The sequence below is a fragment of the Acinetobacter sp. NBRC 110496 genome (assembly GCF_000876115.1).
Taxonomy (GTDB): domain Bacteria; phylum Pseudomonadota; class Gammaproteobacteria; order Pseudomonadales; family Moraxellaceae; genus Acinetobacter.
On sequence record NZ_BBTF01000005.1, the window covers coordinates 130,514 to 145,822 of the forward strand.

Sequence of the window (15,309 nt, forward strand, 5' to 3'; positions counted from 1 at the left end):
TGTAAATCATTTTATGAATCACTATTCACTTTTTTAAAAAATCATTGTAAGGTACTTCCTAAGCACACACAACAACGCTTAATGGAACAACAAATATAACCACCGGGATGACAACACAATGAACCTACGTAGCTTAAACTTTGGTCTGGATGAAACATTAATTGCACTACAAGATTCAGTTGCTGCATTTTGTGCCAAGGAAATTGCACCGATTGCGCAACAAGTCGATCAGGACAATGTATTCCCTGCCCATCTTTGGAAAAAGTTTGGCGATATGGGATTGATGGGCTTAACCGTTTCTGAAGAATATGGCGGTACCAATCTGGGCTATCTGGCACATATCCTTGTGTTGCAAGAAATTTCGCGTGCATCAGCCTCTATTGGCCTCTCTTACGGTGCGCATTCTAACTTGTGTATCAACCAGATTAATCGCAACGGCAGTGAGCAACAAAAACAGAAATATTTACCCAAGCTGATTTCAGGTGACTTTGTCGGTGCTTTGGCGATGTCTGAACCCAACGCAGGTTCGGATGTGGTCAGTATGAAACTGCGTGCTGAACAAAAAGGCGATCATTTTGTTCTCAATGGTTCAAAGATGTGGATCACCAACGGCGGTGATGCTGATGTATTGGTGGTGTACGCAAAAACTGATCCACATGCAGGTGCCAAAGGCATGACAGCATTTCTGATCGAAAAAGATATGCCTGGCTTTAGTCATGGTAAGCATCTAGATAAGTTAGGTATGCGTGGTTCTAATACCTATCCGCTATTTTTTGACAATGTTGAAGTCCCTGCTGAAAACGTGCTCGGTGGTGTTGGCAACGGTGCCAAAGTACTGATGAGTGGTCTGGACTATGAACGCGCGGTCTTAAGTGCTGGTCCTTTGGGCATTATGGATGCCTGTCTGGATGTGGTCATTCCCTACCTGCATGAGCGTGAACAATTTGGGCAAGCCTTGGGTGAGTTCCAATTGATGCAAGGCAAACTGGCGGATATGTATTCCACATGGCTCGCTTGTAAAGCCTTGGTTTATGCAGTTGGTGCAGCCTGTGACAAAGCCGACCATGACCGCAGCTTACGCAAAGATGCAGCCAGTGCCATTTTATATGCCGCAGAAAAAGCCACATGGATGGCAGGTGAAACCATTCAAACCCTCGGTGGTAATGGTTATATCAATGAATTCTCAGCAGGTCGCTTATGGCGCGATGCCAAACTTTATGAAATTGGTGCAGGAACTTCAGAAATTCGCCGCATGCTGATTGGCCGCGAACTGTTTAATGAAACCAAATAATAACCATAAATCAGGATGCAGCTTATGAACCAATTACACAGCAAAATTAATGTTCGAAGTGAAGACTTCAAAACCAATCAACACGCCATGCAAACCTTGGTCAGCGATCTGAAACAAGTGGCTCAAAAAGTAGCACTCGGTGGTGGCGAAAATGCCCGCCAAAAACATTTAGCTCGAGGCAAATTATTACCACGCGATCGTATTGACCAACTGATTGATGTCGGCACGGCTTTTTTAGAAATTGGTCAGTTGGCTGCTTATAAGGTTTATGAAGATGACATTCCTGCTGCGGGTGTGATTGCAGGTATTGGCCAAGTCAATGGTGTGACCTGCATGATTGTTGCCAATGATGCAACCGTCAAAGGTGGCACCTATTATCCATTGACAGTGAAAAAGCATTTACGTGCGCAGGAAATTGCCGAGCAAAATCACTTGCCCTGTATTTATCTGGTGGATTCAGGCGGTGCATTCTTGCCGATGCAAGATGAGGTGTTTCCTGATCGAGACCATTTCGGGCGTATTTTCTATAATCAGGCGCGGATGTCGAGCCAAGGTATCGCACAGATCGCGGTGGTGATGGGTAGCTGTACCGCTGGTGGTGCTTATGTCCCTGCCATGTCTGATGAAACCATTATTGTACGCAATCAAGGTACGATTTTCTTGGGTGGCCCACCATTGGTGAAAGCCGCGACAGGTGAAGTGGTCAGCAGTGAAGATTTGGGTGGTGGTGATGTACATACTCGCTTGTCAGGGGTTGCCGATCATTTGGCGGAAAATGATGAACACGCACTTGCGATTGCCCGTAACATCGTCGCCAATCTAAATAAAAAACCAACTGAATTAAACAAGCAGATTGATGAACCACTATTTGATGCCAACGAACTCTATGGGGTTGTACCCAGTGATGCACGTAAACCTTTCGATGTCCGTGAAGTGATTGCCCGTATTGTCGATGGTTCACGCTTTGATGAATTTAAAGCCCGTTTTGGTTCGACCCTAATTACAGGTTTTGCTTCGCTTTACGGGATGCCAGTTGGCATCATTGCCAATAACGGCATTCTCTTTTCCGAGTCTGCACAAAAAGGCGCACATTTTATTGAGCTGTGTACCCAACGCAATATTCCATTGTTATTTATCCAAAACATCACCGGCTTTATGGTGGGTCGTCAATACGAAAATGAAGGCATTGCCAAAAATGGTGCCAAGTTGGTGATGGCAGTTGCCACAGCCAATGTACCGAAACTCACTCTGATTATTGGGGGGTCTTTTGGTGCAGGTAACTATGGCATGTGTGGCCGCGCTTACTCGCCACGCTTTTTATGGACATGGCCAAACTCGCGTATTTCTGTGATGGGTGGTGAACAGGCTGCCAGTGTGCTCTCAACTTTAAAACGTGATCAGATTGAGCAAAAAGGTGCACAATGGTCAGCACAGGAAGAAGATGAGTTTAAACAACCGATTCGTGAACAATATGAGCACCAAGGCCATCCGTATTATGCCTCTTCTCGCCTTTGGGATGACGGCGTCATCGATCCTGCTCAAACCCGTCATGTGCTGGGGCTGAGTCTTGCTGCCGCATTAAATGCACCAATTCAGCCAACCAAATTTGGCGTGTTCCGCATGTAAGAGGTGTCTATGAGCTATCAATTTTTACAACTGGAACAACACGGTCAAGTGGCCTATGTTTGGCTCAACCGACCAGAACTGCACAATGCTTTTAATACTACGGTGATTGAAGAATTACATGACTGCTTTAACAGTCTCAACACACGAGATGATGTGCGTGTGGTGGTCTTGGCTGGCCGTGGCAAAAGCTTTTCAGCAGGTGCCGACCTAAACTGGATGAAACAGGCAGGTCAGGCCTCTTCTGCTGAGAATGAAGCCGATGCGCTCAAACTTGCACAGATGCTAAATGCTCTCGCGACCTTAAAGCAACCGACACTTGCGCGTGTGCATGGTATTGCCTTTGGTGGTGGCATGGGTTTGGCCTCGGCTTGTGATATTTGTATTGCCAGCACTGACGCCAAATTTGCAACCTCGGAAGTTCGTTTAGGTCTTGCCCCTTCGACTATTAGTCCGTATGTAATTCGTGCGATTGGAGCACGGCAGGCTTCGCGTTATTTCTTAACTGCGGAACGGATTTCGGCACGGGAAGCTAAACAGATTGGTTTAGCCCATGAAGTTGCAGATGCAGAAGACTTAGATCGAAAAGTTCAAGAAATCCTTGATGCATTGCTGCTCGGTGGGCCTCAGGCACAGGCTGCATCGAAACAGTTAATTCAGATGGTGAGCCACCAAAGCATGAGTGATGATTTGCTCAAGCAGACTGCACAACATATTGCTCAAGTTCGTCAAGGCAGCGAAGCCAAAGAAGGTTTGAATGCCTTTTTAAATAAACAACAACCTGCGTGGACTTCCACCTCCAAATAACAAAAATTCAGGACGATCACAATGTTTGAAAAAATTTTAATTGCGAACCGTGGCGAGATTGCCTGCCGTGTGATTCGTACCGCAAAAAAACTCGGGATTGCAACGGTTGCAGTGTATTCAGATGCAGATGCCGATGCACAACATGTCAAAATGGCGGATGAAGCCATTTATATTGGGCAATCACCTGCCACACAAAGTTATTTACAGGTGGATCGTATTATTCAGGCAGCGATTGATACAGGCAGCCAAGCGATTCATCCAGGTTATGGTTTTCTGTCTGAAAATGATCAATTTGCACTCGCTTGCCAGCAACACAATATTTGCTTTATTGGCCCACCCGTGGATGCGATTTTAGCCATGGGTCTCAAAGCGACCTCTAAAGCCTTGATGGAAAAAGCAGGTGTGCCTTTAACACCAGGCTATCATGGAACCAATCAAGAGGCCGAGTTTTTAAAACAGCAAGCCGATGCAATTGGCTATCCTGTGCTGATCAAGGCCAGTGCTGGCGGTGGTGGCAAAGGTATGAGCTTGGTTGAGCGTAGTGAGGATTTCTTGCAGTCCTTGGCCTCGTGTAAACGTGAAGCCAAGTCTAGCTTTGGCAATGACGATGTGCTGATTGAACGTTATGTGATTCAACCACGCCATATTGAAGTACAAGTGTTTGGTGATACACATGGTAACTATGTGCATTTATTTGAACGTGATTGTTCGGTACAACGTCGCCATCAAAAAGTACTTGAAGAAGCCCCTGCACCGCAAATGCCTGCTGAAAAACTGGATGCCATGCGCCAAGCCGCCATTGATGCTGCCCGTGCAGTAGATTATGTCGGTGCAGGAACAGTTGAGTTTATTGTGGAACAAGACGGTACTGCCTATTTCATGGAAATGAATACCCGTCTGCAAGTGGAACATCCTGTCACGGAAATGATTACCAGCGAAGATCTGGTGGAATGGCAACTGCGTGTCGCGGATGGTGAACCCTTACCGAAACTGCAACACCAATTACAGATTCATGGTCATGCCCTTGAAGCACGGATCTATGCCGAAGAACCCGAAAAGGGCTTCTTGCCTGCCATCGGCAAAATTGACTATCTACACTACCCAACGCAAAACCAGTCTGTCCGTGTTGACAGCGGCATTGTAGAAGGCGATGAAATCACCACCTATTATGATCCAATGATTGCCAAACTGATCGTTTGGGGTAAAAACCGTGAAGCAGCTTTGATCCAAATGCAACATGCACTCAGTCAATTCCATGTCGATGGTTTGGGTAACAACATTGCCTTTCTGCAAAAGATTGTTCGTTGTGATTCATTTAAACAGGCCAAACTGGATACTAACCTGATTCAACGTGAACATGATTTCTTGTTCCAGCCTGAACAGATTAAACCTGAATTGGTGGTCGCCACAGCCTTTATCGAGTTTTTAAGCAAACTGAATAATAACCGCTCTAGCCAAAAACAGTTATGGCAAGCACAACCGCTATGGCGTTTAAATATTGCCTTTAAACAAACCATCAAACTTAACTATCTAGATCAAAATATTCACATCAAGCTGAGCTCAGCCGAGCACGGTTTTAATGCAGAGTATAACGGTGAAAGCTACCCGATTTCAGGGCAGCTATTGGATGCACATACTGCGGTGATTCATCTCAATGGTACCCAACAGAAATTGTCTTTTAACCAGAGTCCACAAGGCATCACCCTGTTCCATAACGGACAAAGCCATAAATTTGGCTATATTCAACAAAATTATCACCAGAATGATAGCCAAGCAGAGCAAGGACACCTCAAAGCACCCATGCCGGGTGTGGTGACTCAGGTTCTGGTCGGAGCCAATCATAACGTGAAAAAAGACGATATCCTGATGACGCTTGAAGCCATGAAAATGGAATACACCATTCGCGCACCGCAAGATGGCGTAATTGTGGATGCCTATTTTCAAGTGGGTGATCAGGTTAAAGCTGGCGATGAACTGGTGGAATTTCAACCTGTACAGGAGGAAGTTGCATGAGTGAATTTGTCAAAATCGTGGAGGTCGGCCCGCGTGATGGCCTGCAAAACGAAAAACAGGCGTTAAGCGTCGAACAACGCCTAAACTTCATTCATGATCTGATAAATGCTGGACTAAAATCAATTGAGGTCGGTTCCTGTGTGTCTGCCAAATGGGTGCCGCAAATGGCGCAAAGTGATGAGCTGTTTAAGCAATTGCCCCAGACAACCGATGTGCAATTTAGTCTGCTCACACCGAACATCAAAGGTTTTGAAAGTGCTCAAGCGGTAGGATGCCAAGAAGTTGCAGTGTTTACCGCAGCTTCTGAAAGCTTTACCCGTAAAAATATTAATTGCTCGATTGATGAAAGCTTTGAAAAGTTTGCCGACGTCATGCGTGCAGCCAAAGCACAAAATATCCGTGTCCGCGGTTATGTCTCTTGTATCGTCGATTGTCCTTATGAAGGTGCGATTGCACCTGAGCAAGTGGTAAACGTGGTTAAACGACTGTATGAGATGGGCTGTTATGAAGTTTCTTTGGGAGAAACCATCGGTACCGCCACACCAGATCGTGTCGCAAAAGTCTGGCAAGCCTGTCTGGCTGAACTCGACAGCCAAGTTTTGGCAGGACATTTTCACAATACCTATGGCATGGCAATTGCCAATATTTATCAGTCCTTACAACAAGGCATTCGTGTATTTGATTCTTCATTAGCTGGATTGGGTGGTTGCCCTTATGCCAAAGGTGCTTCAGGCAATGTCGCCACCGAAGATCTGTTCTATTTGCTCTCGCATATGGGCTTTGAAACAGGTATTGATTTAGAAAAGCTGATGCAAGCCAGCCAAAATATTAGTCATGTACTCAACAGGAAAAGCTTATCGAATTATGCCAATGCCTATTGGCAAAGCCGTTGTGTTTAAACAACTCAAATATCACCCTTAACTCTAATATGGTGAATCAAGGTTCACGTTTAAACTCACAAAACTAATCACCGGACATTTTTCTCTTGTTTCATAATTTATTTAAATAACACAGGTTTGGTGTAGTTATATGATACTCGGAGACGTCATCTACAAACTGCGGGATATCTGTAAGATTCTGTTTTTGCAATCCATCTATTTAATTGAAAGAAGTGAACAGGTTTTGTAGATGACAATGCCTTTGCTTACTTTGGGCGAAACCAAAGTAAGGCGAACCGCAGGTTATTGCTAAAAACAGGATGAGAGCACTATATGACTCTAGCATGATTATTTATTTTCAGTAGTTTAAAAAGAAATTACATTAAACTCAGATAAATAATATATTCAATAACCCATTTATAAAAAATAATCCGTATCCATTTGGATTTTCGGAGAAATATGTTGCTCGACCCACTCCAGCCATGCCCGTGTTTTTGCATCCACAAAATGACGTGATGGCAATAAGGTATAGACTCCAATATCAGGCGATCGCCAAGCAGGTAAAATACGGCGCAGTCGCCCTGCCCGAATTGCATCAATCGATGAAAAGGTTGGCAATAATGCAATCCCCATATCCTGCTGTACCACATCCAGCAACAACTCAGGGGTATCGGCAATCAAGGGACCAGTGATATCAATCTGGTAAGAACAGCTGTTTTCACTGACCAAATGCCATTGCGGCGTAATTGACGGATTGACCAAACGTAAACAGGCATGCTTTTGCAAATCATCCAAGGATTGAGGTTCACCATGTTTTTCCAGATAGGCAGGCGAAGCGCATAACACCGAAAAGATGGTACCAATTCGACGCGCCACAAATCGTGAATCTGCCAAGGACTCGGTGAGATACAGGCTGACATCAATCCCTTTGCCTAATAGATCAGGTACATTTTGCGAAGTGCGATATTCAACCGTAAGCTCTGGATAAGTTTGACAAAATTCCGCCATCATCGGCGCCAGATAATGATGGCCAAAACTGGCCATACTCAATACCCGCAACCGCCCCTGCGGTCTGGCTGCCATGCCCATGGCTTGGGCTTCAGATTCCTCCACCATGGCCAATACTTGTCGGCACTGCTCTGCATAGTTTGCACCAATTTCGGTCAAGGCATGCTGTCTGGTCGAGCGTTGTAGGAGTTTTGTACCTAAACGCCCTTCTAATTCACTAATTAATCGAGAAACCTGCGCTGTTGTGAGATCCATCTGCTCCGCAGCAGCCGTGAAACTCCCGCTATCAATCACTTTCAGGAAGGCATGCATGGCATGTAGCAATCCACCATCAAGATTTTTGCGCATAACGTAAATATCTTTTTCTAAATTACGCATTGTTGCACCAGTCTGGATCAACCACAATGACAAATATGTACATTGATTGAGCAGTTTTTTTTAGCGAACGCCGCTGATCAGTCTTTTTAAAATATGTACTTACTCCAAATATTCAACCGGATGTTGAAAAAAGAAAGTAGTCAAAACTACACACAATTCTAAGGAGACATAAATGAATATAGCGACAAAAGTTGCTCCAAAAATTATTGCCACTAAAGATGTATCACTGGACGATAAATATATCAGTGATTACGGTTCAGCCTATATGACGGGCATTCAGGCACTGGTTCGCTTACCTCTGGCACAAACACGCCGTGATGAGCTGAATGGGTTGCACACTGCTGGTTTTATTTCGGGTTATCGTGGTTCACCTGTCGGCAACTATGATAATTTTCTTTGGCAAATTGGAGGCATACTTAAAGATCACAATGTCGTCTTTCAACCCGGTATTAATGAAGACCTCGCGGCGACTGCCATTTGGGGCACACAACAAGCCAACCTCGCAGGTCAAGGCAAATATGATGGTGTTACTGCATGGTGGTATGGTAAAGGTCCAGGTGTAGACCGTTCAGGCGATGTACTTCGCCATGCCAACCTCGCAGGAACGGCCGAACATAGTGGCGTAGTTGCGCTGTTTGGGGATGACCATTCCTGTAAATCATCGACCGTTCCCCATCAGTCCGAACATGTGATGATGGGGTGTGGCATTCCAATTTTCTATCCCACTTCTGTACAACACATTCTCGATCTCGGTGGCCATGCGGTGGCCATGTCACGTTTTGCTGGGGTGTGGACCTCAATGAAACTGGTCAGTGAAATTGTTGAAACTTCAGCTTCGGTCATTGTCGATCTCGATCGTGTCACCCCTGTTTTACCTGAAATCGAGCTGCCTGCCGACGGCATCCATATTCGCTGGCCAGATCATGGCATCCAACAAGAACAACGGCTTTATCAATATCGCTTACCTGCGGTATTGGCTTATGCCCGCGCCAATCAACTCAACCAGATCACATGGCCGTGTGAGCATGCCCGTATCGGCATTGCAGCCAGTGGTAAAGGCTATCTCGATACCATTGAAGCCTTGCGCATTCTCGGCATTGAAAATGAAACCGCGCAACAACTGGGTCTTCGGGTTTATCAGGTTGCACTGATTTGGCCATTAGAACCCCAAGGTCTGCGTGAATTTGCTGAAGGTTTACAAGAACTGATTGTGGTCGAAGAAAAACGTCCAATTATGGAAGCACAGATCAAGGATGAACTGTATTCCCTACCTGATGAACAGCGTCCGCATGTGATCGGCAAAGCAATCCATGGTAAAGGTGAATGGAGTACCTCATTTGAGGAAGCTCCATTGATTGGTCATTACGAGTTCCAGCCTGAGCCGATTGCCAAAATGTTGGCAGCACGGTTTTTAAAATTAGATTTGCCCGAAAGTTTAAGACAGCAAATCCAGAGTCGTGTCGATTTATTGCAAAAAGCTGAGCAAGAATCACGACGCGTGCTGGATCTGGCTGAACGTAAACCCTATTTTTGTAGCGGCTGTCCGCATAACACCTCAACAGTCGTACCAGAAGGCAGCCGTGCGCTAGGTGGCATCGGTTGCCACTATATTGCGGTATCACTAGATCGCGGCACAGAAACCTTTTCGCAAATGGGTGGTGAAGGTGTCAGTTGGGCGGGTGCCTCACATTTCACCAATGAAAAGCATATTTTTGCCAATCTCGGTGATGGCACCTATTTCCACTCTGGCTATCTGGCAATCCGGCAAGCCATTGCGGCAAACATCAATATTACCTATAAAATTCTCTATAACGATGCGGTCGCCATGACCGGTGGTCAGCATGTTGATGGACATTTGAGTGTGGCGCAACTGACTCGACAACTGGATGCCGAAGGCATTAAAAAACAAGTGATTGTCACGGATGAACCCGAACTGATCCATGCCGAAGAACATCTTGCGCCGCATGTCGATATCCGCCACAGAAATGACCTCGATGCCGTGCAACGTGAATTACGTGATATTTCAGGTGTGACCGCTTTAATCTATGTGCAAACCTGTGCCAGTGAAAAGCGTCGTCGCCGTAAACGCGATATGTATCCTGACCCAGCTGAACGTCTTTATATCAATAGTGACATTTGTGAAGGCTGCGGTGATTGTTCTAAAAAATCCAATTGCTTGTCGATTGAACCTGTAGAAACCACTTTAGGCACCAAACGTCAGATTAATCAAAGCAGCTGTAATAAAGATTTCACCTGTGTAGAAGGTTTCTGCCCAAGCTTTGTGACCGTTCATACCCGTAATATGAAACGGCCTGCCAAATTTGAAGGCTTTGCTACGGGTTGGCCTGATCGCCCCGTGATTCCTCAACTGACTGATACGCCGAGTCGTATTATGGTCGGGGGTGTCGGTGGTACAGGTGTGGTCACTGTCGGCGCTTTACTGGGTATGGCAGCCCATCTGGAAGGTAAAGCAACCCGGGTCATGGACATGGCTGGGCTGGCACAAAAAGGCGGTACGGTATATTCCTATATCCAAATTGCCACCGATGATGCACAAATTTCATCGACTAAAATTCCAGAATATCAATGTAATCTATTGATCGGTGCCGATGCTATTGTAGCAGGTAGCAATGCCGCGCTCTCCCGTTTAAAACAAGATGCAATGGTGATCGTCAATGAAGATGGTTCACCGACCTCTGACTTTATTAACAAACGTGATTGGTATGCACCGATTAATGATTTAATCGATCGTCTGCGCGGCCGTGTCCAACAAGGGAAACTGGTTTCCTTACCTGCTGCACGCATTGCAACCCAAGTATTGGGTGATGCCATCTACGCCAATCAGATCTTGCTCGGTATGGCATGGCAGTCAGGGCAAGTTCCTTTGCTACGTGAAAGTATTGAAAAAGCCATCCAACTGAATGGCACGGCGATTGACAAAAATCTTGAAGCCTTTCGTATTGGTTGTCATCTCTCCAGTGATCCAGACTTAGTCACTGCTTTACTCGCCAGCCTGCCAAAAAGCAATGTACCGCAAACACTGGCTGAACTGATCCATGACCGCACCACACGTCTGCAAGACTATTGGAATGAAGCCTATGCAGAGCGCTATAGAATGCTGTTAGAGCAAGTGGCTAAATTGCTGCCTGAAACATTGGCAAGCACCATCGCAACCCAACTGTATCGTGTCATGGCCTATAAAGATGAGTATGAAGTGGCACGTTTGCTCACTGGCGCAAGCTTTAAAAAATCAATTGAGTCGCAATTTGGTCGTGGTGTCCGTCTTTCCTATCATCTTGCACCACCGACCTTGGGTACTGATCAAAATATCCGTAAACGTATCTTTGGCTACTGGATGCGCTTTCCAATGATGTTGCTGGCACGCTTACAATGGTTACGAGAAAGCTTTTTCGATCCATTTACCCGTCAGCAAGAACGTCAACATGAGCAAGCATGGCGGGAGCGCTATATCGCTTTTGTTGAAACCCTGATCTCATCACCAAACAGCTATAATTTGGCTGTTGCAGAACAGATTGCCGAATTGCCTGCTGAAGTGCGGGGTTTTGGACATATTAAGATGCAGGCCATGCAAGCCGCAAACCAACGTTGGGATGAGTTGTCAGTTGATCTCACCAACAAAGTTTAAGTACCAATAAATCGCTGACTGAGTATATTCAATAAAATATCTACTCAGTCAGCTGATTAAAAATCAACATCGCTCTGGATCAGTACCGCATCTGTTTGATGGTATGTTAATCCAGACGCATTGTAAAAATCCCAGAGCTAACAAACCCTAAATTCCATAGACGATAAACCCAGAATAGAGCACGCATCGAATAGAAATTTAATTGATGCATCTCTCAAATAAGTTAAAGTAACTCTACTTAACTTGAACGCTCAAGTTAAAAAAAACTGACAAGAAATTGCGAAAATAATGATCAAGGAATAAAGAATGAGCCGTGTTGAATTTCGCTGGAATGACCCTTTTTTAATTGAGCAGCAACTAGACGAAGAAGAGCGCATGGTTCGTGATACAGCCCATGCCTTCTGCCAAGACCAGTTAATGCCACGGGTACTTGATCAATTCCGTCATGAAACAACCGATCCGCACATCTTTAGGGAAATGGGTGAATTAGGCCTGCTCGGACCCACCATCCCAGAACAATATGGCGGTGCAGGCTTGAATTATGTGAGTTATGGTCTGATTGCCCGTGAAATTGAGCGCGTTGACTCAGGCTATCGTTCAATGGCCAGTGTGCAAAGCTCATTGGTGATGGTGCCCATTCATGAATTTGGGACTGAGCAACAAAAGCAAAAATACTTACCTAAACTGGCCACAAGTGAATGGATTGGCTGCTTTGGCCTAACCGAACCCGACCATGGTTCAGATCCAGGTAGTATGGCCTGTCGCGCCAAGAAAATAGAAGGTGGCTACCGTTTAACTGGCGCCAAGATGTGGATTACCAATAGCCCAATTGCAGATGTATTTGTGGTGTGGGCCAAAGAAGTTTCGCCTGAAGGCAATGTCGGCCCGATTCGTGGCTTTATTTTAGAAAAAGGTTGGCAAGGGCTTTCTGCACCTGCAATTCACGGCAAAGTCGGCTTAAGAGCGTCTATTACGGGTGAAATTGTGATGGATCAAGTTTTTGTCCCTGAAGAAAATGCATTTCCAGACGTTCGTGGCTTAAAGGGCCCTTTCACCTGCTTGAACAGTGCCCGTTATGGTATTGCTTGGGGCGCCATGGGTGCAGCTGAATTTTGCTGGCATACTGCACGCCAATACACACTGGATCGAAAGCAATTTGGCAAGCCACTGGCTGCCAACCAACTGATTCAAAAAAAATTAGCCGACATGCAAACTGAAATTGCGCTCGGCCTACAACTTGCCCTTCGTTTTGGTCGAATGAAAGATGAAGGTATTGCCTCGGTTGAAGCGACCTCTCTAATCAAACGTAATAACTGTGGTAAGGCCTTAGAGATTGCCCGTTTGGCGCGAGATATGTTGGGCGGAAACGGGATCAGTGATGAATTTGGTGTCGCCCGTCATCTGGTCAATCTTGAAGTTGTGAATACCTATGAAGGGACGCATGATGTGCATGCCTTGATCTTAGGTCGCGCCCAGACAGGGCTCGCAGCGTTCTAAAGCGCTAAGTGACGAATAAAATAAAACGGCGAGCATCGACGCTAGATGGCTCGCCCTATCGCAACTTGATCTTATCCAGATCAATAGTTGTACACTGATTAAATTGGGCGAAACGCTGTAATTCTCGTTCTAATGCAAGCAGAAACTCATCTCGATTTCGCATCTTGGCATCTTCTAAATGCAAACTTATCACTTCTAATCTTTGTTCACGACGATGCACTTTACAATCGATTCGTCCGACAAAATCATGCGCATAAAGCAACGGTAAGCAAAAATAACCATATTGTCGTTTGGCTGCAGGCACATAACATTCAATCCGATAATCAAAGTCAAATAAGCAACTTAAACGTTCCCGATGAATCACCAGATTATCAAACGGAGATAAGATTTTAACCTCCGCTTCAATCTTGGGTTCATGTTCCAACACGGCGCTCGCCACATAAACCGTTTGCCCACTTTCCAGCTTGATCAGATTGATCACACCTGCATCAATCTGTTCGTCCAAGAGTTTACGCATGATGTCACGTAAATCTTTATTGGTTTTTAAATGCAGCAACTGCTTCCATGTAAATACGCCATGGGCACGTATGGTGGTATCCAATAAATACTGCGCATATTCCTGTAAAGTCGGTGTACTGACATCAAGACCCTTCGGTATGCAACGTTCAGTCAGGTCATACACTTTCTCCATGCCATTAAGTTCACAGATCATTAAATCGCCTTGCATGAATAACTGTTCAATTGCCTTGCGACTCGGTCCAGCATTCCACCAGCCTGCTGATCCTTCCCGTTTTTCCTTCTGCATATTTCTAAGTCGGATTCTGCCTTCGGCCTTCACCTGAGCCAGAATCTCATGCATCAGTTTCTGATCGCCTCTTGAGAAATAACGGCTTTCCCCATTACGAATAGAATGCATTAACGGCATGGCATAGCGATAATCCCGCATCGGTAAATAAGATGCAGCATGGGCCCAATGTTCAAAAATCAGTTGATCTTGTACCAGTTGATTTAAATGACCCAATTGATAATTCGGCACCCGACTCCACAACACATGATGATGGGCACGTTCCACCACTGAAATGGTATCTATTTGCACATAGCCCAGATGTTCAATGGCTTGTTGTGTTCCAGATAAGCCCTCACCAAATTTATTGTTTTGTTCTAAACCCTGATGGGATAAAGCTAAGCGTTTTAATAATGAAATCATAATATTGTCATTTAAATCATATTTTATCGATAAAGATAGATGAAGCTGCAATAAATGCAGTTATTCAAATTAACACAATTATGCCAACCCCTTGTTTATTTTCCTTGTATATAAAAACGAGGCGCCACACCCAAAGAACGTTTAAAGGCTGCGGTAAATGCACTGCTGCTGCTATAACCCAGCTCGATTGCCACACGGGTAATGGATTGGCCCAATTCCATTCGGGTCAGCGCATTAAGTAAACAGGCTTGCTGGCGCCAGTTACTAAAGCTCATCCCCGTTTGCTGCCGAAAAATTCGTGTAAAGTTACGGCGGCTCATGCCAACTTGTGCGGCAATTTGATCAAGATCATCGTCCAAGTTAGGTGCTTTTAACAATTGCAGGCATAAGGCCGCTAACCGTGGTTCTTGCGGCAAGGGCGCATTTAAAGGCAGTTCAGGCATCAGTGCAATTTCTGCAATGATTAATCGCATAAGATAATCATCTCGGCTACCCAACGCATATTCAACAGGCAAATCAACCGCGGTCGACAATAGCTCATGCAATAAAGGGGACACGTTGATCACTGCACAATAGGCTGGCAAGCCTGCCGCATTTGCGGTTTCAGGGAGAATATAGGCACTACGGGTTTTGGTGATCCCACCCATGTGTACTTCATGGTCAATCCCTGCTGGAATCCAAAGTGCACGTTTCGGTGGCACCACCCAACTGCCAGTAGCGGTAATGACCGTTACTACCCCTGTAATCGCATACAGACATTGACCTCGACGATGGCGATGACTCGCCAGCAGATGACCATCAGCATAATCATTGCCCGTGGCCATCACTTCACGCGCCACATCCTGATAGTCGTTGACCTGAATATTACGCATTGCCCTCCTCCCCCAAAATGGCCTGAACTCGATACTATCTGTCCCAAATATGATTGTGGGCCGATTTCTATTCAGTTTAGGATAAAAAC

Annotated in this window: 10 protein-coding genes; 7 read left to right on the plus strand and 3 right to left on the minus strand. The window is 45.4% G+C overall.

The features are described from left to right. Positions 1–118 precede the first annotated feature (118 nt). The 5 genes from Aba26S_RS04655 to Aba26S_RS04675 are packed head-to-tail and all read left to right on the plus strand — an operon-like array spanning position 119 to position 6,633. Positions 119–1,291 (plus strand): isovaleryl-CoA dehydrogenase, encoded by a 1,173-nt coding sequence (locus Aba26S_RS04655; RefSeq protein ID WP_043970285.1) that lies wholly within the window; start codon positions 119–121, stop codon positions 1,289–1,291. A gap of 24 nt (positions 1,292–1,315) precedes the next feature. Further along, positions 1,316–2,917, plus strand: coding sequence for a carboxyl transferase domain-containing protein (locus tag Aba26S_RS04660; RefSeq protein ID WP_043970287.1), 1,602 nt, complete (start codon positions 1,316–1,318; stop codon positions 2,915–2,917). Positions 2,918–2,926: 9 nt separating this feature from the next. Beyond that, positions 2,927–3,721 (plus strand): enoyl-CoA hydratase/isomerase family protein, encoded by a 795-nt coding sequence (locus Aba26S_RS04665; RefSeq protein ID WP_043970288.1) that lies wholly within the window; start codon positions 2,927–2,929, stop codon positions 3,719–3,721. 21 nt (positions 3,722–3,742) lie between these two features. Next, positions 3,743–5,734: an acetyl/propionyl/methylcrotonyl-CoA carboxylase subunit alpha gene (locus Aba26S_RS04670; protein ID WP_043970291.1), complete on the plus strand. Its 1,992-nt coding sequence runs from the start codon at positions 3,743–3,745 to the stop codon at positions 5,732–5,734. Then, the gene (locus tag Aba26S_RS04675) at positions 5,731–6,633 is read left to right on the plus strand and encodes a hydroxymethylglutaryl-CoA lyase (RefSeq protein WP_043970293.1); all 903 of its coding nucleotides are present in this window, start codon (positions 5,731–5,733) and stop codon (positions 6,631–6,633) included. Before Aba26S_RS04670 ends, Aba26S_RS04675 begins: the two co-directional genes overlap by 4 nt. Positions 6,634–7,029: 396 nt before the next feature. Here Aba26S_RS04675 and Aba26S_RS04680 read toward each other — a convergent pair whose 3' ends face one another. Next, complete coding sequence (locus Aba26S_RS04680) at positions 7,030–7,968, minus strand: LysR family transcriptional regulator (RefSeq protein WP_043970349.1); 939 nt, start codon at positions 7,966–7,968, stop codon at positions 7,030–7,032. A gap of 202 nt (positions 7,969–8,170) precedes the next feature. On the opposite strand from Aba26S_RS04680, the gene Aba26S_RS04685 reads away from it, so the two are divergent. Both Aba26S_RS04685 and Aba26S_RS04690 read left to right on the plus strand, forming a co-directional pair. Continuing rightward, positions 8,171–11,644 (plus strand): indolepyruvate ferredoxin oxidoreductase family protein, encoded by a 3,474-nt coding sequence (locus Aba26S_RS04685; RefSeq protein WP_043970296.1) that lies wholly within the window; start codon positions 8,171–8,173, stop codon positions 11,642–11,644. 306 nt (positions 11,645–11,950) lie between these two features. Continuing rightward, complete coding sequence (locus Aba26S_RS04690) at positions 11,951–13,141, plus strand: acyl-CoA dehydrogenase (protein ID WP_043970298.1); 1,191 nt, start codon at positions 11,951–11,953, stop codon at positions 13,139–13,141. Between the two features lie 55 nt (positions 13,142–13,196). Here the strand turns inward: Aba26S_RS04690 and Aba26S_RS04695 are convergent, their stop codons facing one another. Together Aba26S_RS04695 and Aba26S_RS04700 are read right to left on the minus strand one after the other, a co-directional pair. Further along, a complete protein-coding gene (locus Aba26S_RS04695; RefSeq protein ID WP_043970301.1) occupies positions 13,197–14,348 on the minus strand; it encodes a winged helix-turn-helix domain-containing protein in 1,152 nt (383 codons plus the stop codon). A 95-nt stretch (positions 14,349–14,443) separates the two neighbouring features. Beyond that, on the minus strand, positions 14,444–15,220 hold the full coding sequence (locus Aba26S_RS04700; RefSeq protein WP_043970305.1) for a helix-turn-helix domain-containing protein: 777 nt from the start codon (positions 15,218–15,220) through the stop codon (positions 14,444–14,446). Positions 15,221–15,309 lie beyond the last annotated feature (89 nt).